Genomic DNA, 18,346 nt, shown 5'->3' with positions numbered 1-18,346 from the left:
ATTATTTTAATGCGGCCAGAGGTTAAAATCCTGAAAATCTGTTAACATATGAAATAATAACCCAATTCCTATAATTCTGATATTTCCTTTGAAAAACAACATCAAAAAATACACCGCAATCGCATAATAGGAATGCAAAAAGTGAAATCCGATACTTCCTCTTGAAGGATCAAAAATCGGGGTTGCAAAAAGATGGTCCAAATCTACCAACATTGTCGCCAGCAAAATAAGGTATACTTTCTTCCAGTTTTTGGGATAAAAGACCAACGCAATAAATACGGGAAAAACAAAATGCAGAAAATAGTGAGTAACTGTTTTAAGCAGCATAACATCTGACAGAGCCATGAATCTATTTATTTTTAATAATTAAAAAAATTACCACCTCAAAATTAAAGGAAGTTTACCTTTTTTGGCTTTCACTTTCACAAAATATTCTGTGCCTTTGTTCCGATAAAGGAGGTAATCTATATCTGAAACGATTCTTTTTTCTTTTTCACCTAATGTTTTCCGAGAAGAAATCAGAAGAGCATTATTTCTGATCAGAATATAATTTTCTTTTAATGCCGGAGATAACGGAATATTATTTTTAATTGATCGGATGACAACTCCGTTTCCTTTTTCGCTGATCATATTAGGCTGAAAGGGAATAAGCGTGAATTGATTCTGAGCATTGATCCATTTTTTATGCTGGAAATACTCCCATGTTTTCTCAGGCGCTTTACTTTCAATGCCTATGACATAATTGGGTTCTGTAATCTGCTGAATACTTTTTTTCTCAATTTCATTAAAATTGTCATCGTAACCATAGCTGATGATGGTATCATTTACCTTTTCAAGATCTACTATTGCAGTAACGCGATTGATCTGTGTTGAATCTGAGATATCTTTCTTAAAAAAACGGCTGTATTTCTTTATATTTTCAGCATCCAGTTCCATTTCCAGAAAGTGATTTCTTTGTTGAATTTGGAAATTGGTTTCGTCTAAAATCTGAGAATCTGAATCATTTTTAATCTCGATCTCATCGCTTTTTAAATCAATACTAAAATTTTGAAACTTCTGACCTGAAATAAAAGAAATACTTCCCAAACTTCCATTGATAAAATCTCCAGCATTCCATGTTTTATGATCTGAAGAGCTCAGAAGCTGCTTTTTTATGGTGGCAAAAGCTTTATCCGAAGTCCCGACAATACAACGATCTCCTTCAACAGCAATAAAAAGCTGATCTTTCTGGAAACGGTTATTTCCTTTATCAATAAACTTTTGTGACTTTAAAAAGGTTAAAAACTCCGACCTATCTTTCAGTTCCATTACAGAATACCATTCTGAATAACCTGAATTTTTAATATGGAAAACCTGCAAAAAATCCGGAATTCTGATTCCGGAATCTTGTAGAGACGTTGATTTTTCACTCTTACTTTTCTTCCCTGACCAATGGGAAGGATGTGTGATCAGGCTGTAGATATATTGTCCTGTGAATTTTTTTACATCGAGCAAAATCACTACATCTGCATTTTCAGGGATATATTTAAGGGTTTTATCCTTATGAAAAAACACAAGATAGAGCGCTGTCACTGCGAGCAACAAAATTAACGGGACAATAATCTTCTTTTTCTTCATTTATAAAATCTGGGCTTTTTTCTCCGATTCTTTGTTTTTAAAGATCTGATCAAACAGTTCAAAGAAATACATCAGACTGTTTTCGGAAGAACCTTTGATGTTGTAATTCATTTCGGTCTCAATACTTTCTCCTTTCACTTCCGTTTTGTAGTACATTTCGCCTATATTTTTTCTCAGAAAGTCCAGTGTTTTTCTTTCAGACGGGCTTTTAAACTCTTTATCCAGGCCAACAAGCAGCTTTTGAAGATCCAATCTTCCGGACAAAGGATATTTGGAAGAATCTTTGGCCCACTTTCTGGAAACTTCAGACTGAGTGGTAGGAAGAATATTTTCTGTAGAACTCATCAGATACACTACTCCATCTTTCACGGTAAAAAACAATTGATCCAGATATCCTCCCGATTTTTCATCTTTGAAGGTATAGAAGTTCCCTTTTTTCGAGAATTTCTTTGCTAATTTTTTATTGGTTGTCAGCAGCTCAAAGATTCTTTTCCAGTAACCTTCATTTTCTGTTGCAAAAGCGAAAGTAAAGTTGGGAACTGCGATATCTTTAGTTTTCTTTACTTCTTTCTCATTGAAGTCTGCATCATATTCATAATCTGTGTATTCAACTGTTTTAGACTTCAATTCATTCAATACAAAAATTCCGTTTCCTGGGGCAATTTTCGCAATGGCTTCTTCATCCAGCACAATCTTCATGGTTTCCATGATCAGTTCCATTTCTTTTTTGTATTCCGTTTCACCCGAGTCCTGAAGAAGGCTGTACATCAGATCGAAACATTTACCTCCGTTTACATTCACAGCATAATATCCAACACTTTTATCATTGATAAGATCCAGAAGTTTTCTGTTTTTCTTACCCTTATAAATTGCGGATACATTTTTCTGTATTTCCGGATTTTTATGCTGATAATTATTGACTAACCTTACTTTATCTTTATCAAAATACAGGTTGTATGCTGTACTGGAGTTGTACATATTCTGAAATACCTGTCCAAAATCATAGAGCTTCATTGTTTTACCATAGATTCCTTCGTTAACAATTCTGCCATAATCTGTGTATACAAAAACATCAGAATGATCGTCTCTGAAGGCTACCATTTCTTTAGGAACTTCGATGGTAAGATTGGAGCTGAAATATTGATCAAAATGATTTTCTACCTGTTTTTTGACTATTTTATAATTCTCTCTACGAATAGAATCCTGTTCTTTTTGGAAAGCTGTATCAGATTCGGTTTCGTCATAAGCCGGTTGCTCTTCTTCTTGCTCCGGGCTTTCCGGATATTCTTTTTCTTTTGGATATTTATGGTGCTTTTGAAGATATTTGATATCCTTCTGAATTCTTGCTATTTCAAGATTATTATCTTTTATACTTTCTTTCAGGTATTTGATATCGTCTTTTAGATTTTTTATTTCATCTTTATAATCAAAAGGTTTCTCTGGCTCTTCAATATAGGCACTATCGGCAGCATCTACAGCAACACTATCAACAGCAACGGCTACAGCACTATCAGCCACTGCTTCATCTTTCCAAACATCTTTATAAGGCTTCGTGTAACTTACAAAGCTAAGGACAGCGCGACTTCCATTCCAGGCTACAAAAATATCATCGTCTATATCTACGTAAGAATAGTTGCTTTTTTTAGAAATCTCCAGTCCTTTTTTCTTAACAGAGTTAACAAATTCCTGAAACTTTTCTTTGTTATCAATAATAAAATGCGTGTTGTACGTTTTGATAGAATCATTGAAACTCGCATAATGATACTGAGTTGCGTCGTATTTGATCCCAGTTTTAGAGTAATCGTTCCAGGAAAGTTTTTCTTTGTTCTTTTTGCTTAATTCATTCAGCAAAGGATTCAGTTTATTCCAGTTGATTTTATTGTTCAGTTCTTTCCCGTTAACTTCCATATAGAATACGGCGTCACTCGGAATTTTCATACTGTTTTGAGCAAAAACCAAGGTGAAGCCCAAAAGCAGAAAGAATATTGTTTGTGTTTTTAATAAGATCGATTTCATGATTATAGGGTAGAAATTTATTGAAATAAAATAGTGTTTTGTATTTGTTTTTTCTGAAAGATCAAGTCCAGAATATCGGCTTCCAGCTTAAGTGCCTTTTTGTTCGGAGAAAGAAGATAAGCTGTATTGGTTTGCGACTTTACTGCGTTTTCAAACTGCATGATGGAAGTATATTTTGCATCATTAAAGACTTCGCGGTCTGCTTTACTCATCTTGTCGTAATCTGCTTTGAAGGTATTTACTTTGTTCCTTGTGAAGATCTTTTTTTCGATGTTTTGGCTATAGATTTGTGTAGGAACCATTTTGCCCAAAATGTTTTGAGCTTTCAGTTTTTCCAGTCCGGCATTGATGTTTTCAATTTTTTTGAAATTACAGCTTAGTTTAATGATATAGTTATCAAAATCCAGGGAGGTTTTCACATTGCTGATTCCCTGAGTGCTTCTGAAAATTTTGGCAGCTTCATTAATTTTATTCTCAATTTCAGACTTTTTAGGAACTTTCTTGCCATTTATGGTTTCCATTTTAGAAATTGAGGCCAGTCTTGTCTTGCTTTTGCTGGCATTGAGAATGATGGTATATTCTCCTGTTCCGTCTGCTTTCAGATTTACTTTATCCAAAATATCGAAGCAGCTTGTCAGGAAAAATAAAGGAAAAAACAGCAGAAATAATTTGAGAAAATTTTTCATGATTTGGGCTTAAAAACACAAAATTACTTAATTCTGGCTTTACATCCCTACAATCTTTGTTTTTTTAGGCATAAATGGCTGTTTCCCGGTATTTTTTTAGGGGAAAATACGGTACTATTTCCGGATATTATTTAGATACGTCCTTTCAGATAATCCTGACGAAGATCCTCGTCCAGCTTTTCGATAGCATACCGAAGACAGGTTCTCGGCATTTCCTTATAGTAGAGATTCAAATAGCTGATCAGTGCTCCTTCGTTCTTATTTCCCATTTCACGCAGTAGCCATCCGTTGGCCTTGTGCATAAGATCATGAGGATGCTTTAAGTTTCTGGTTACGAATTCTTTTGTAAAATCGAATGATCCTTTTTTGATGTAATGCATCGTACCTACAACTGCAATTCTCTTATGCCACATCTCTTCCGATTCTGAAAGTTCTCTTAAAAGATGCTCTTTCTGATTTTCAAAAGCATATCTCCCCAATATTTTATAACAGCTTGAATCTACAATATCCCAATTATTGATATAAGGCAAATGGTTTAAATAAAACTGAACCACCTGTTCTTTTTCTTCAAGATCTTTAGTTTTTTCAAATTTAGAAACCAATATGAAAATCGCCGTTAAGCGGTGCTCATGATATTCTGAAGCAATCAGAGAGCTGAGATCTTTGAGATTTATTTTGGAATAATATTCTTTTGCTACAGAACGCTGATCCGGTACTTTTACGCCCAAGAACAAATCTCCTTCGCCATATTCTCCTTTTCCGGTCTTGAAGAACCTTGGAAAGAATTCTGCTTTTTCCGGAATAGATAAAACGGCTAACGCGTCCTGTATTTCTTTAATTATATTTTTCATCGATCGTTATGCGTTCTCTTCAATAGCAATACTCTCACTTTCTTCTTCCTCTTCTTTGATCTGCTTAGGATTAGCCACCTTCGCAATGGTAAGTCCCTGTACAATAATTGAGAATACTACTACACAGTAGGTAATACTTAAAATAATTTCACTGTATTCACTTTTAGGAATAGACATCGCCAACGCGATAGAAACTCCGCCACGAATTCCTCCCCAAACCAAAACTTTTACCGTTTGCGGACTGAAACTTTTTCTTAATGATGAAACTTTTGAAGGTCCCCAGATCGAAATAAATCTGGCGAATAGAACAACAACAATCGCAAGCAACCCTGGAATCATAAAGTGTTTTAGATCTTTAATCATCAAAAGTTCAAATCCGATGAAAAGGAATAATACTGCATTCAGAATTTCATCAATCAATTCCCAGAATTTGATCAAATAATCCTGAGTAATAGACTTCATTTTGAATCTGACATTGAAGTTCCCCATAAAAAGACCTGCAGCCACCATCGTTAATGGTCCTGAAATATGCATTTGTCTAGCAATCAGATAACCTCCCATTACGACCGAAAGTGTTACCAACACAGAGATAATATAGTCGTCTACTTCACGCATAAGTCTTGAAGTAATCCAACCGAGTAAAACCCCCAGTAAAATACCACCGCCTGCTTCTTTAAGCAAAAGCAAACCGATACTTTCAACTCCCAAATCCACTTCTTTTCCGATAGCAAGCTGTAAAACCACTGTAAAAACCACTACCGCCATACCGTCATTGAAAAGTGACTCTCCGGCGACTTTGGTTTCCAAAGATTTGGATACTTTGGCCTGCTTCAGAACACTCAAAACTGCTACAGGATCAGTAGGAGAAATCAAGGCTCCAAAAACAAGACAGTAGATGAACGGAAGCTGAATACCCACATAAGGCAGCAAATAAAACATTCCGAATCCTACTACAAAAGTGGAAATCACAACTCCCACTGTGGAAAATATCACTACAGGTCTAAACTGCTCTTTCAGATCATTAATATTAATATGAATTCCTCCTGCAAAGAGAAGAAAATTAAGCATTGCCCCCATGAGAACCTCTGTAAAATCGATGCTGTTCATCAGATTATGAAGATGTCCAAAAGTTCTCGGAAGTACTGTTTCTCCAAACATTACAAGGAAAATAGAAACCACGATGGCAATCACCATGATCCCGATTGTACTCGGAAGTTTTAAGAATCTGTAATTAAGATAGGCAAATATGGATGCTAATACGATTAATGCTGAAAATGAATAATATAATTCCACTAAGTGTTTTTTAGAGATTAATTGGGTTAGTCTAAGTAAAGTATTTTAATATAAGTCTGTTGGCCACCTTTCTCCCAGATGTCATACATTCCGTCTTTGGCCACTTTAGAGTTTCTGGTATAATCCTGTCCGATGTTCAGAATATTCAGCAGAATATACTCATCCCCCACAGAGTTGACGAAATAAGCTGTTTTCTCAGATTTTCCGTCTCCTGAACTTTTGATCCCATCCGTAAGAGATCGGAACTGGTTCAGATGATGCATAAAATTGTTCCCGTCTTTTAACGAGTCATATGCTCTGAGAAGAATAAGCAGAATATCGAGGTTGGTAGGATCTTTATCATACAATGCTTTTCCCTGTTTGATACAGTCTGCAAAGTTTCCTCCTTTAAAAGCTTCCGCAAGATTTTTAAAACTGTCACTCGTTGTGAGGACCTTATCGTCTCTAAAATTTCTTCCATAATACAGATATTGAGCTTCTATACTATCTAAAGATTTTGGATAACCTTTATACTTAAAGATCAGTTTCTCGTAATTGTACGGAGAATCAGAATTTTTGAGACTTTTCTCAATTGCTTTTAAATCAACCTTCGGTTTCTGGCTGAACCCGAAAACCGAAAGCATCATGAATAAAAGGAAAAAATGATATTTCATTACTTGTTTTCTTCTTCGTCGTTATCAAAATATTCGAAAAGGAAATCGTTGTAAGGAAATCTTGAAATATGAATTTTCATGACTTCATCGTAGATCATTTTCTTCATTTCAGGGAAGTTTTCCTTCGTTAGTGCAGAAATGAAAACCGTTGGATATTTAGATTTTGCCATCCAGGTTTTTTTCCATTCTTCCAGAGAAATGTTTTTACGGGTTGAAGGCGTAAGATCGTCCTCATCCTTTTTCTCGTAGCTGAAATCATCAATCTTATTGAAAATCATAATCATCGGTTTCTGATGAGCATTAATTTCCATTAAAATATGATTCACAGATTCTATATGATCTTCAAAACTCTCGTGCGAAATATCAACCACGTGAATCAAAAGATCTGCTTCACGAACCTCGTCCAAAGTAGATTTGAAGGATTCTACCAGTTGTGTAGGGAGTTTTCTGATAAATCCTACCGTATCGGTAAGAAGGAACGGTAAATTTCCGATCACCACTTTTCTTACGGTTGTATCAAGGGTAGCAAATAGTTTATTTTCTGCAAAAACCTCAGATTTCGAGATTGAATTCATCAGCGTAGATTTTCCTACGTTGGTATATCCTACCAAAGCTGCACGTACTACTTTTCCACGATTATTACGTTGCGTAGCCATTTGCTTATCGATCGTTTTCAGCTTTTCTTTCAGTAAGGTAATTCTGTCACGGATAATACGACGGTCGGTTTCAATTTCCGTTTCCCCGGGACCTCTCATCCCGATTCCCCCTTTCTGACGCTCCAAGTGGGTCCACATTCGGGTCAATCGTGGCAAAAGGTATTGATATTGTGCTAGTTCCACCTGAGTCCTTGCATAAGAAGTCTGCGCTCTTTGGGCAAAAATATCGAGAATAAGATTGGTTCTGTCCAGAATTTTCACTTCCATTTCTCTTTCCAGGTTTTTAAGCTGTGAAGGAGAGAGTTCATCATCGAAAATAACAGTTCCGATCTCGTTTTCTTTTACATATTCTTTGATCTCTATGGCTTTTCCGCTCCCGATAAAGGTTTTGGAATCCGGCTGAGTTAATTTTTGAGTAAAACGCTTTTCTACTGTTGCGCCTGCTGTGAAAGCCAAAAACTCCAGTTCATCTAAATACTCCGTCAGTTTTTCTTCATCCTGATTTTGGGTAATAACCCCCACAAGGACTGCTTTCTCATAATTATGTTCTTTCTTTTCTAACATTAAGTTCTATCTATGTTTATGATTTTTACAAGTTAATATTTTTCCGAAAAAAAACAAAATCAAATTGTGTTTAATAATATATTTTAATATAAATTTAAGTTTGGCTGTAGAGTGTTTGACAAAAAATCATTATTTTTATGTAATAATTTTCTGATTTTTAACTATTTAAATTAAGAATTAATATCCAGAAAATCATGATGACCCATATTCGATGTATGATTATTGATGATGATGAACTGGACAGGCTGGTTCTTCAGCATTATATCAAATCTTATGAAAGTATTGAGATTGTCGGCTCCTATGACTCGGCAGAAAAGGCAATTCCTCACCTTGACGCTCCCATCGATCTGCTTATAACAGAAACGCATCTGAAAGGCATGAGCGGTCTTGAGCTCCGAAAACGGTCACATAGAATACCGGCCTGCATCTTTGTGAGCTCCCATCCGGAAGAGGCCGCAAAAACTTTCGAAATCAACACCTTAGACTTCATTACCAAACCTTTAACTTCAGAGCGGTTTCATCGTTCTATGCAAAAACTTTTTGATTTTTTTGAAGTGAAAGAAAAGTGTAAATGCTATGATGCTATGGTTGGAGAAAACTGCATCAACATCAAAGAAGGCGGCACTATTCTCCAGATCAAAATGAAAGATATTCTGTATCTGGAAGCCTTAAAAGATTATACCCGCATTATTACTTTAGAAAAAAATCATTGTATTTTAAATTCCCTGGGAAATCTCCTTCAAAAAAACGTATTTGACTCTTTTGTAAGAATACACCGCAGTTATGCCGTCCCTCGTCATCTCATCCGAGGAAAAAGCTGTCATGAAATAGAATTGGCCCACCAGATCAGGCTTCCCATTGGCAGAGCTTATAAAAGTAACCTGTCTTTTTTTCATTCCTAAAAGGATACAAAATGCCGTTGGTCTATTATTTTTGCTGTTCGTCTATTATCTTCTCATCAGATTGGGATTGAAAGTAATTTAGTCTTCCCAAAGTTCCCCATAGTTGGGTTTACATTCAATAACCAATAAACCGATATCTATGAAAAAAAAATTACTTATTGTCCCGTGTTTTTCTCCTGTTGGATAATAGCATTGTATATTCCATCACCTTTTCCTTACAACTATTAAGAAGATAGCGCTACTCTTCTTCGGGATACAACAGGGTAAAACCAATCTAAACAGACAGGCATATCACAATATTATAAATTCTAGGAACACAAATACGACCATTACCAGACTGCCGAATACTGCCTTCTGGAAGAAATAAAGAAAAATTTTAAAAACTGATAACCTCTTACAAAACTAGTAACCGCTAAAACTAATAACCATCCAAAAGCTGATAACCAAACTAGATTTTTCAAACAAAAAAGAAGTCCGCAACACTGCGGACTTTTGTTGTATATAGAATAGGTTTTTATTAATCCCAATCGGCTGCCACAAACTTCATTATATTTCCTTTGCCATCAGACAAGGTCAAAAAATGTCCTTCTATGGAATACGTGGTCATTGTTTCAAATTTCTTTTGAAAGGTTGTTTCCAACTTCATGTCCTCGCATGCTTTCATTGTACTTGCTCCCTGAGATATCTTCACCTTACCGCCTTTTTTAAATTCGGAAGTAAAAGACATCCTGTTGCATCCCATGTAAGAACTTCCCTGAATTTTACCATTAACGATACTGGATGTCAGATTAATCTCAGCTTTATTGGCGATAAGCTGATCTTTGGAAAAGCCATCGAAAGAGACCATCATCCATTGTCTTTGAAGATTAAGGTTTTTATCCGGTATTGAAGAACAATTTACAACAACTCCTAAAAATAAAACGGTTAAAAGTGATAACAGTATTTTTTTCATGTGAATTATCATCCCATTTTCATACCAACCCGGGACAGAATCTCGTAAAAATTAGTAAATTAGCGACACAAAAATTATTTTATAAATGAAAAGACTATTTCTACTATTCACTTTCTTGCTGGGCTTTGCTCAGATGAGGGCGGATGAGGGGATGTGGCTGCTTATGCTCATCAAGAGACTTAACGGTGTTGATATGCAAAAAGAGGGTCTACACCTTACGCCTGAGGAAATTTACTCAGTGAACAATTCAAGCTTAAAGGATGCTATCGTAAGTTTCGGTGGTTTCTGTACGGGAGAAATTGTTTCTGATAAAGGACTTATTTTCACGAATCACCACTGTGGTTATGGTGCTGTTGCTGCTGCTTCAACTCCTGAAAAAGACTATTTGAAGAATGGTTTCTGGGCAATGAAACAGAAAGACGAGTTCAATGCAAAGGATCTTTATGTAAGATTTTTGGTTAGAATGGATGATGCTACACAAAGAATCAACGCCAAACTAAACAACAATATGACCGGAGCAGAGAGAAAAGCTGTCATTGATGCTGAAACAAAAGCGATTCAAGCAGAAAACTCTGAAAACGGAAAATATACAGTAGTGGTAAGAGATTTCTTCAATGGAAATGAATTCTACTATTTCGTATACCAGGATTATAAAGACATCAGATTGGTAGGTGCTCCACCTTCATCATTAGGAAAATTCGGAGGAGATACTGATAACTGGGAATGGCCAAGACATACTGCTGACTTCACTGTATTCAGAGTATATGCGGATGCTGCAGGAAACCCTGCTGAATATTCTCCAAGCAACACTCCTTTGAAGCCGAAGCACTTCCTTCCGGTTTCTCTTAAAGGAATTAAGCCAGGTGACTTCTCTATGATCTTAGGATACCCAGGGAGAACAAACCGTTACCTGACTTCTTACGGAATCGAGCAAATGGTAAACAAAGATTACCCGGCTTGGGTTGAAGCTTCTAAATTAGCCATGGATGTAATGAAAAAATACATGGATAAGGATAAAGCTACTCAGCTTAACTATGCTTCTCAATATGCTTCTGTAGCCAACTACTGGAAAAACAGACAGGGAACTATTGATGCTGTAGAGAAAAACGGAACAATCGCTGACAAGCAAAAAACAGAAGATATCTTCAGAAAATGGTCTATGCTTCCTGGAAATGATGCTTATGACGGTATATTAGAAGATATTCAGGCTTACTACAAGCAGGTTTCTGACAGAAATGTTGAAAGAAACTATGCGTCTCAATTCTCAAGAAACGCTAAATATATCTCTCTTGCGATACAAGTAGGATCTGTTCTTAAAGCATATGCCGCTCAGGATATGCAAGGCAGACTGGCTATGAAGGCTAAAACTGAAGCAGCGATTAAAGCAGCTTACGAAAACTTCAACCCAAATCTTGAAGGAGAGATGTTAACAGGTATGGTTAATCTTTACCAAACAAGAGTAAAAAACAAAGACATCGCTTCTGCTACTATCTTAGGATTAGATGTTAAAACGGTTTCTAACCTTGCTTACTCTTCTATTTTTGCGAACAAAACATCTGCTACAAACTTCTTGTTGAATCCAGATGCTTTAAAGCTAGATGCTGATCCACTTTGGAAAGCTGCTAACGGAATTATTGCTGACCAAAAAATGAGCAACGAAAGATTTGTTCAGGTAGACGATAACTTTGCTAAAAAGAACCGTATGTTCTTAGCAGGATTAATGAAAGCTATGCCTGAGAAAAAATTCTACCCGGATGCAAACTCTACGATGAGATTAACTTACGGTACTGTAGATAAATTACCTATCAGAAACGACAGAAACTACTTCGGTATTACTGATAACTATTATACTGATATGACAGGTCTTGTTGGAAAATACAAGAAAGGTGATGAAGAATTTGATCTTCCTCAAAGAGTGATCGATCTTTATAACCTTAAAGATTTCGGACAATATGCTGATGCTGCAGGATATATGCCAGTAAACTTCCTTTCTAACAATGATATTACAGGTGGAAACTCTGGTTCTCCGGTAATTGACGGTGATGGAAATCTTATCGGTATTGCATTCGACGGAAACAGCGAAGCATTAAGCGGTGATATCGTATTCGAGCCTGAATGGCAGAAAACGATCAACGTAGACGTTCGTTTTGTTCTTTGGACTATCGACAAATATGCTGGTGCAAGAAGAATCGTTGACGAATTGAAGCTTGTAAGAGGTGAAAACACTCCAGCTGACACAAAAACTAAAAATTCTGGGACTACAGTAACTCCTAAGAAAATAAAGAAAAAATAATCTTTTTTGATCTATTTTTGAAACCGTGAAATTTACTTTCACGGTTTTTTTATTTTTGAAAACTAAAACATTTTATCACATGAATCCTCCATCTATAGAATTTGTTGCCATTATACAGCAAAACGGACAGATGAATGCCGCTTTTGTAACATTCCCATTCTCTACAGAAGAGCTTTTCAATAAAAAAGGATTGGTAAAAGTAAAAGCTACATTCGACAATAAGGTTGAATATCGTGGAAGTCTTGCCAAAATGAAATCGGACAGTCATATTTTAGGGTTAACACAGGAAGTCAGACAACAACTTGGTAAAACCTTTGGAGATGAGGTTTCCGTTTCTTTAATAGAAGATAAAGAAGAAAGGGTTGTAGAAATTGCAGAGGATATTGTGGTCGTATTTATTGAAAATCCTGAAGCTAAAGCCCTATTCGACAAAATGAGCTACACTCATAAAAAGGAATACATCCGCTGGATTGAAGAAGCCAAAAAGCAGGAAACCAGGGAAAACAGAAAGATCAAAATGATTCAAATGATTCTGGATGGGAAAAAAGGGATTTAATATTCCCTGGAACGGCATTGTCTTTTCCCATTTTATTTCTTAATTTCAGCTGTAATGGCATCCACTAAGTCTTTTTTCTGTATTAAAGACGAATTGTCTCTTTTCGAAGCTGTAATAGCAGCAGCACGTATAGCATTCACAATCTGGCCGCCTGTTACAACAAAATTTTCAGAGATTTCTGTTAAAAAATCGGGATCCTGTAAGGTTGTATCAAATTCCAGATATTCTTTCCAAAGTAATATCCTTTCCTGAACATCAGGTTTGTTGAAGACAATTGTTTTGTAGTCTTTATTATAGAACGCATTACCTTCCTCATTTTCACCATTAATAGTGAACAATATTACACCTGGATAGTTTTTAATTTTTTCAATAAGAAAGTCCGAAATCTCAGCGTCACGATTTCTAAATAAAAGGTACGGTTCATGAAGAACAACAATCCAAACATTTTCTTTTGCTTTGATGAAAAAATCATTTAAATAATTCTTCATTTCAACCAGATTGTATAATGGTAATTTTGGGGCATTTATCCTATACACATTCTGCTTCAAAATTTTACCCAGTAAAGCTGAAGTCGTTGTTTTTCCTGTACCTAAAGGACCATACAATGTTGCTCTGTTAATCAAATGACTTAAGATATCATTTTTTATCTGGATGATATTTTCCTTAGTAGCAGAGTTTAAGATGAGATCATCCCAAAGTAAATTGGTGAAAATCTTTTCAACAGGAAAGTCATTTTCATCTGTGTGCTGTAAGTTTTCAGTCATATCAGGATGTTTTGTTTTTAGAAAAATGATACCGCCTTACGATCATTTATTTATATGGATTGGCAAAAAACAAATATAATAAGATATGCAAATACTTTAGCCTAGCTTTTTATATTTTCAATTTTCCTTCCAGATATTGGGATCCTCCTCCATTGGTAACGGTAATAAAGCCATCATAATGATTGACTTTAATTCCCAAATCATTCATCATTTCTTTAAAATATCCAGCCTGTTCTCTATTCTCCGGGATAATGTCTCCCTGCCAGTGGAATTCAGCCACCTGCCCTGTATTATTCTGAAACTCCAATGTTCCCAAAGTATCTATATACCTCGTTGATTTGATGTCTATAACAGCGCTTTCATTAGGAACAAAATCCTTAGCCAGTACAATAAAATGATCCATCTATTATTTTTTGTTTTTTGAATTAATGAAAAAGCATATGATCTCTTTTTCTGACACAAATATGGCCTGTAGCTGCGACAAAACTTGACGTATCATTTATTCCGTAAAAAATTATTTTAATTTTTTTTGTCAGGATTTGAAAAAGCTCCGACTACATTCTTAAAAATCAGTAATAATTATTAAAAATTTACTTTTATGAAAAAAACCTTTTTAAAAATCACAGCCCCTGTAACAGGTATTTTTGCTGCATTTATGCTTTTATCTTGTGACAATTCAGACCATAATATGATGGAAGACCTACCCCTTCAAAGAACCATCACCTTTGAAAATGTGGTTACTCCCAAAGATTTTGTACAAAGCGGAAGTTTTCAGGGAACAGGAGCTTCTCCTCTTATTATGCCAGGACAAACGACTTCTATTACATTCAGTGCGGGAAAAACACAGGCTTTAATGTTTGCCACCATGTATGGAGCATCAAAAGACTGGTTTTTTGCCTCTCAACAACCGGGGATCAAACTTTTTGACGCAAACGGAAATGCAATCACCGGAGATGTTTCTTCAAGCGTATTATTATGGGACAACGGAACAAAAGACAATATTTCCGGAGCGGCAGAAAGCAAAACGATCGCACAGGTTCCTAATGTAAATGCTTCTCAACTGATGAAGCTCAATCTCTCTTACAATGATGTAACCTCTCAGTTTACATTAACCATCACCAATACTTCAGGAGGAACGACCAACGAAACTCCATTTTCACCCGGAGTATGGGCGGTTTCCAATTATAATGGGTCTCAATTGCTCAACAGCGCTCCTTTCTTTACGCCCAATGCACTTTCAAATCCTGAAATTACAGATATAGCACAAATGGGAAATATTGATAAAATGAAAACAAAACTGAGTGCCAATACAGGAATTATGACTGGGCTTTCCCCTGTATTAGTGGTTGTTTACCGAGGTGATAAAAATCCGATCTATGAATTAGGAAAAGCAGACAACGGATTGGGATTAAAAGATATTGCTCAGTTTGGAAATGTGACGAAACTTCAAAACAGTCTGAAAGCTTTACCGAATGTAAAAAATGTTTACATTGCCGGAAGTGCGCCAGTAGCACCGGGGAATAAAGTGATGACAGGTTTCAAGGCCGATCCGGGAGATAAAATTGCTTATGCCACAATGTTTGGCTTTTCAAACGACTGGTTTTATGCTAACGAACAAAGTATTGACGCTAATGCTACTGGAGATCTTACTTCAAAAACTTCATTATTTGATTCCGGAACAGGGATAGACCAATATCCGGGAGCGGGAAATCATCAGGCATTGTTTGGAGGTACTCCGCAGGCTGAGAATATGGTGATTTCAAAGGTAGGAACTCAATATCCTGTTCCTGCGGTTCAAAATATAATCAAGGTAACAGTAAATTGATTGATATCATTCTGAAATATAAATCCCCAGGCAATTTCTGTCTGGGGATTGCTGTATATCATTCAACTGATCTTATATTCAATATATCTATTTTCAAATCACCCATTCCAGAATTCCCGATCCAGACTTCTATATTGTATAGCTTCAGAAATATGATGAGAAAGAATTTTTTCAGAGAGTTCCAGATCGGCTATCGTTCTAGCAACTTTTAGAATTCTGTCATAGGCTCTTGCCGAAAGATTCAGTTTTTCCATGGCCATTTTAATAAGATTGAAAGAAGTTTCATCAAGATCACAGAATGCTTCAATTTCTTTGGGACCAATCTGCGCATTACAACTAATATTTAGATTTTGATATCGTTCATTCTGAATATCCCTAGCCTTTAAAACCCGCTCTCTGATCTCTTTGCTTTTCTCCCCTTTCCTCTTTTCGGAGAGCTGATCAAATTCGACTTTCTGCACTTCAATATGAATATCAATACGATCCAAAAGCGGACCGGAAAGCTTATTCATATACCGCTGCATTTCATAAGTAGAAGAGGTATTGTTGGGATCATCTGGGAAAAAGCCACTCGGACTTGGGTTCATGGAAGCCACCAACATAAAGCTGGCAGGATAATTTACTGTAAATCTTGCTCTTGAAATAGTCACTTCACGGTCTTCAAGAGGCTGCCTCATTACTTCAAGAACTGTTCGCTTAAATTCGGGCATTTCATCCAGAAATAAAACTCCGTTATGGGCCAGGGAAATCTCTCCAGGTTGTGGATAGCTACCTCCTCCAACGAGAGCGACATCTGAAATGGTATGATGGGGAGAGCGAAAAGGACGTACGGTCATGAGAGAAGCTTCAGTTCCTATTTTTCCTGCAACAGAGTGTATTTTTGTAGTTTCCAGCGCTTCTTTCAATGTTAAAGGAGGTAAAATACTGGGCACTCTTTTGGCTAACATCGTCTTTCCACTTCCCGGAGGTCCGATCAGGATGATGTTATGCCCTCCTGCTGCGGCAACTTCCATGGCTCTTTTAGCCGTTTCCTGGCCTTTAACTTCGGAAAAATCGAACGGAAAATCATTGATCTTCTCGTGGAACTCTTTTCTAGTGTCCAGCACAATTTTATTAATAGGTTTATTCTCGTTAAAAAAATCTATAACTTCCTTGATATTTTCTACACCATATACATCCAGATCATTCACAATAGCAGCCTCTCTGGCATTTTGAATGGGTAAAATAATTCCTTTAAAACCTTCTTCTCTAGCTTGAATAGCGATAGGCAAAACCCCTTTGATCGGTTGCAAGCTTCCATCAAGAGAAAGTTCACCCATAATAACATAATTTTCAATCTCATCAGCCAAAATCTGATCTGATGCTGCCAGAATTCCAATAGCAATACTAAGGTCGTAAGCGGAACCTTCTTTTCTGAGATCTGCCGGAGCCATATTGATGGTGATTTTCTTTCCGGGAATTTTATAGCCTACATTTTTCAAGGCAGCAGAAATTCTGTAGCTGCTTTCTTTGATGGCGTTATCGGGAAGTCCAACTAAGTGGTACCCAACTCCTCCACTATCGACATTTACTTCAATAGTTATCGTCTGGGCAGAAACTCCATGGATGGCGCTTCCATAAATTTTGATCAGCATAGATGTGTTTTTGAAGTAAATATAAATAATATGTTATTTTGAAAATTTCAGATTTCGATGAACAATATCCTTTAAAATAACTGATATAAAAAAACATTTAAAGAAAAGGAAACCGCAATTTCATTACCTTTATTTTAGGAAATATAATTTTATGAAAACCTACTTTCTCCCAGACGATTTACTTACCGAACCCATTATCTGTGAAGAAGAAATCATCATACGACTGTATCAATCGAATCATAAAACACTGAAAAACAAGATCATTTTAAACCGAAATATGATCAATTTGCTAATAAACGGAAACAAAACGGTAGATTATCCAGAATCGTCTGTTGAAGTGAAAGCCGGAGAACTGATACTACTTTCCACAGGAAATATTCTGACTTCGGAAGTGACATCCGACCAGAACGAGTTTACCAGTATTCTGATCTATTTCAGCAACGAAATGTATAACCGTTTCTGGATTAAGTATGAACACCTTCGTTCTCAGGCTAAACAACACAATGGAAAACCTTATTTGATTTATCAACAAGACAGTTTTATTCAACAGTATATCAACTCTTTATTTATATTATTAAAACATCCGGATTTGCTTACTGCAGAAATAAGACAATTGAAGATGGAAGAACTTATGCTCTATCTCCTACAAAGTGATCCGGAGAAACTACAGTCGTTCCGAATTGTTACCCAGGATCGTGAAAATCTACAGCTAAAAAGGGTTGTAGAGCGTTATATTGGAAAACCGACCACGATTGATGAACTCGCTTTTCTCTGCAATATGAGTACTTCCACTTTTAAAAGACGATTTGAACACTTATACAATACATCTCCGCAAAAATGGCTGCTTAATAAAAGAATGGAACTCTCTGCAGACTTGCTTCGTTCATCAGATACCATCCCTTCTCAAGTATTTTATCGGGTGGGATATCAGAATCATTCCAGTTTTTCAGAAGCTTTCCGGAAACATTTTGGAATTACTCCAAGTCAATATCATTCTCAATATTTGACCGTCCGGGAATAGCCGATGATCTTCCAGCCCTAACCACTCTTCTCGTAACCGCCCTACCTTTGTCCTGTAATTAAA

The 18,346-nt window shown here is 36.2% G+C and carries 17 protein-coding genes; 5 read left to right on the top strand and 12 right to left on the bottom strand.

What is annotated here, in order from left to right; translation table 11 throughout:
- Positions 1 to 6: 6 nt before the first annotated feature.
- From ACL9RH_RS15520 to hflX, 8 genes are all read right to left on the bottom strand, one after another.
- Positions 7 to 345 (bottom strand): DUF6122 family protein, encoded by a 339-nt coding sequence (locus ACL9RH_RS15520; protein ID WP_422694276.1) that lies wholly within the window; start codon positions 343 to 345, stop codon positions 7 to 9.
- A 30-nt stretch (positions 346 to 375) separates the two neighbouring features.
- Positions 376 to 1,617, bottom strand: a complete 1,242-nt coding sequence (locus ACL9RH_RS15515) for a hypothetical protein (protein WP_422694275.1) — start codon at positions 1,615 to 1,617, stop codon at positions 376 to 378.
- A complete protein-coding gene (locus tag ACL9RH_RS15510) occupies positions 1,618 to 3,555 on the bottom strand; it encodes a hypothetical protein (RefSeq protein ID WP_422694274.1) in 1,938 nt (645 codons plus the stop codon).
- Between the two features lie 95 nt (positions 3,556 to 3,650).
- Positions 3,651 to 4,319 carry a hypothetical protein gene (locus tag ACL9RH_RS15505; RefSeq protein WP_422694273.1) on the bottom strand — a complete coding sequence of 223 codons (669 nt, stop codon included), beginning with the start codon at positions 4,317 to 4,319 and terminating at the stop codon, positions 3,651 to 3,653.
- Positions 4,320 to 4,450: 131 nt separating this feature from the next.
- Positions 4,451 to 5,170 carry a DNA alkylation repair protein gene (locus ACL9RH_RS15500; protein WP_422694272.1) on the bottom strand — a complete coding sequence of 240 codons (720 nt, stop codon included), beginning with the start codon at positions 5,168 to 5,170 and terminating at the stop codon, positions 4,451 to 4,453.
- A gap of 6 nt (positions 5,171 to 5,176) precedes the next feature.
- Entirely contained in the window at positions 5,177 to 6,463 is a 1,287-nt protein-coding gene (locus ACL9RH_RS15495; RefSeq protein ID WP_422694271.1) for a cation:proton antiporter, read from the bottom strand.
- 26 nt (positions 6,464 to 6,489) lie between these two features.
- The gene (locus ACL9RH_RS15490; RefSeq protein WP_422694270.1) at positions 6,490 to 7,116 is read right to left on the bottom strand and encodes a DUF4919 domain-containing protein; all 627 of its coding nucleotides are present in this window, start codon (positions 7,114 to 7,116) and stop codon (positions 6,490 to 6,492) included.
- Entirely contained in the window at positions 7,116 to 8,336 is a 1,221-nt protein-coding gene (hflX, locus tag ACL9RH_RS15485; RefSeq protein ID WP_422694269.1) for a GTPase HflX, read from the bottom strand. Before hflX ends, ACL9RH_RS15490 begins: the two co-directional genes overlap by 1 nt.
- Before the next feature lie 194 nt (positions 8,337 to 8,530).
- On the opposite strand from hflX, the gene ACL9RH_RS15480 reads away from it, so the two are divergent.
- On the top strand, positions 8,531 to 9,238 hold the full coding sequence (locus ACL9RH_RS15480; RefSeq protein ID WP_422694268.1) for a LytR/AlgR family response regulator transcription factor: 708 nt from the start codon (positions 8,531 to 8,533) through the stop codon (positions 9,236 to 9,238).
- A gap of 517 nt (positions 9,239 to 9,755) precedes the next feature.
- On the opposite strand, the gene ACL9RH_RS15475 is transcribed toward ACL9RH_RS15480, so the two are convergent.
- Positions 9,756 to 10,190: an META domain-containing protein gene (locus tag ACL9RH_RS15475; RefSeq protein WP_422694267.1), complete on the bottom strand. Its 435-nt coding sequence runs from the start codon at positions 10,188 to 10,190 to the stop codon at positions 9,756 to 9,758.
- Between the two features lie 85 nt (positions 10,191 to 10,275).
- Between ACL9RH_RS15475 and ACL9RH_RS15470 the strand changes: the two genes are divergently transcribed.
- Together ACL9RH_RS15470 and ACL9RH_RS15465 are read left to right on the top strand one after the other, a co-directional pair.
- Positions 10,276 to 12,483, top strand: a complete 2,208-nt coding sequence (locus ACL9RH_RS15470) for a S46 family peptidase (RefSeq protein WP_422694266.1) — start codon at positions 10,276 to 10,278, stop codon at positions 12,481 to 12,483.
- 79 nt (positions 12,484 to 12,562) lie between these two features.
- Complete coding sequence (locus ACL9RH_RS15465) at positions 12,563 to 13,039, top strand: DUF1905 domain-containing protein (protein ID WP_422694265.1); 477 nt, start codon at positions 12,563 to 12,565, stop codon at positions 13,037 to 13,039.
- Positions 13,040 to 13,071: 32 nt separating this feature from the next.
- Here the strand turns inward: ACL9RH_RS15465 and ACL9RH_RS15460 are convergent, their stop codons facing one another.
- Positions 13,072 to 13,803, bottom strand: coding sequence for an AAA family ATPase (locus ACL9RH_RS15460; RefSeq protein ID WP_422694264.1), 732 nt, complete (start codon positions 13,801 to 13,803; stop codon positions 13,072 to 13,074).
- 109 nt (positions 13,804 to 13,912) lie between these two features.
- The gene (locus ACL9RH_RS15455) at positions 13,913 to 14,206 is read right to left on the bottom strand and encodes a hypothetical protein (RefSeq protein WP_422694263.1); all 294 of its coding nucleotides are present in this window, start codon (positions 14,204 to 14,206) and stop codon (positions 13,913 to 13,915) included.
- Between the two features lie 195 nt (positions 14,207 to 14,401).
- On the opposite strand from ACL9RH_RS15455, the gene ACL9RH_RS15450 reads away from it, so the two are divergent.
- Positions 14,402 to 15,628 (top strand): spondin domain-containing protein, encoded by a 1,227-nt coding sequence (locus tag ACL9RH_RS15450; RefSeq protein ID WP_422694262.1) that lies wholly within the window; start codon positions 14,402 to 14,404, stop codon positions 15,626 to 15,628.
- Positions 15,629 to 15,726: 98 nt separating this feature from the next.
- Here ACL9RH_RS15450 and ACL9RH_RS15445 read toward each other — a convergent pair whose 3' ends face one another.
- Positions 15,727 to 17,262 (bottom strand): YifB family Mg chelatase-like AAA ATPase, encoded by a 1,536-nt coding sequence (locus ACL9RH_RS15445; RefSeq protein WP_422694261.1) that lies wholly within the window; start codon positions 17,260 to 17,262, stop codon positions 15,727 to 15,729.
- 151 nt (positions 17,263 to 17,413) lie between these two features.
- On the opposite strand from ACL9RH_RS15445, the gene ACL9RH_RS15440 reads away from it, so the two are divergent.
- Entirely contained in the window at positions 17,414 to 18,283 is an 870-nt protein-coding gene (locus tag ACL9RH_RS15440; RefSeq protein ID WP_422694260.1) for a helix-turn-helix domain-containing protein, read from the top strand.
- Positions 18,284 to 18,346 lie beyond the last annotated feature (63 nt).

The organism is Chryseobacterium sp. Mn2064, from assembly GCF_049319685.1.
In the GTDB taxonomy this organism is placed as follows: domain Bacteria; phylum Bacteroidota; class Bacteroidia; order Flavobacteriales; family Weeksellaceae; genus Chryseobacterium.
The sequence above is the reverse complement of the archived record's forward strand: the minus strand, read 5'-3'. Positions and strand labels throughout refer to the sequence as shown.

Excerpts from the sequence above, each read along its gene's own strand:
- ACL9RH_RS15520 (WP_422694276.1), bottom strand. The coding sequence starts at position 345 with ATGGCTCTGTCAGATGTTATGCTGCTTAAAACAGTTACTCACTATTTT.
- ACL9RH_RS15515 (WP_422694275.1), bottom strand. The coding sequence starts at position 1,617 with ATGAAGAAAAAGAAGATTATTGTCCCGTTAATTTTGTTGCTCGCAGTG.
- ACL9RH_RS15510 (WP_422694274.1), bottom strand. The coding sequence starts at position 3,555 with ATGAAAATTCCGAGTGACGCCGTATTCTATATGGAAGTTAACGGGAAA.
- ACL9RH_RS15505 (WP_422694273.1), bottom strand. The coding sequence starts at position 4,319 with ATGAAAAATTTTCTCAAATTATTTCTGCTGTTTTTTCCTTTATTTTTC.
- ACL9RH_RS15500 (WP_422694272.1), bottom strand. The coding sequence starts at position 5,170 with ATGAAAAATATAATTAAAGAAATACAGGACGCGTTAGCCGTTTTATCT.
- ACL9RH_RS15490 (WP_422694270.1), bottom strand. The coding sequence starts at position 7,116 with ATGAAATATCATTTTTTCCTTTTATTCATGATGCTTTCGGTTTTCGGG.
- hflX (WP_422694269.1), bottom strand. The coding sequence starts at position 8,336 with ATGTTAGAAAAGAAAGAACATAATTATGAGAAAGCAGTCCTTGTGGGG.
- ACL9RH_RS15480 (WP_422694268.1), top strand. The coding sequence starts at position 8,531 with ATGATGACCCATATTCGATGTATGATTATTGATGATGATGAACTGGAC.
- ACL9RH_RS15475 (WP_422694267.1), bottom strand. The coding sequence starts at position 10,190 with ATGAAAAAAATACTGTTATCACTTTTAACCGTTTTATTTTTAGGAGTT.
- ACL9RH_RS15470 (WP_422694266.1), top strand. The coding sequence starts at position 10,276 with ATGAAAAGACTATTTCTACTATTCACTTTCTTGCTGGGCTTTGCTCAG.
- ACL9RH_RS15465 (WP_422694265.1), top strand. The coding sequence starts at position 12,563 with ATGAATCCTCCATCTATAGAATTTGTTGCCATTATACAGCAAAACGGA.
- ACL9RH_RS15460 (WP_422694264.1), bottom strand. The coding sequence starts at position 13,803 with ATGACTGAAAACTTACAGCACACAGATGAAAATGACTTTCCTGTTGAA.
- ACL9RH_RS15455 (WP_422694263.1), bottom strand. The coding sequence starts at position 14,206 with ATGGATCATTTTATTGTACTGGCTAAGGATTTTGTTCCTAATGAAAGC.
- ACL9RH_RS15450 (WP_422694262.1), top strand. The coding sequence starts at position 14,402 with ATGAAAAAAACCTTTTTAAAAATCACAGCCCCTGTAACAGGTATTTTT.
- ACL9RH_RS15445 (WP_422694261.1), bottom strand. The coding sequence starts at position 17,262 with ATGCTGATCAAAATTTATGGAAGCGCCATCCATGGAGTTTCTGCCCAG.
- ACL9RH_RS15440 (WP_422694260.1), top strand. The coding sequence starts at position 17,414 with ATGAAAACCTACTTTCTCCCAGACGATTTACTTACCGAACCCATTATC.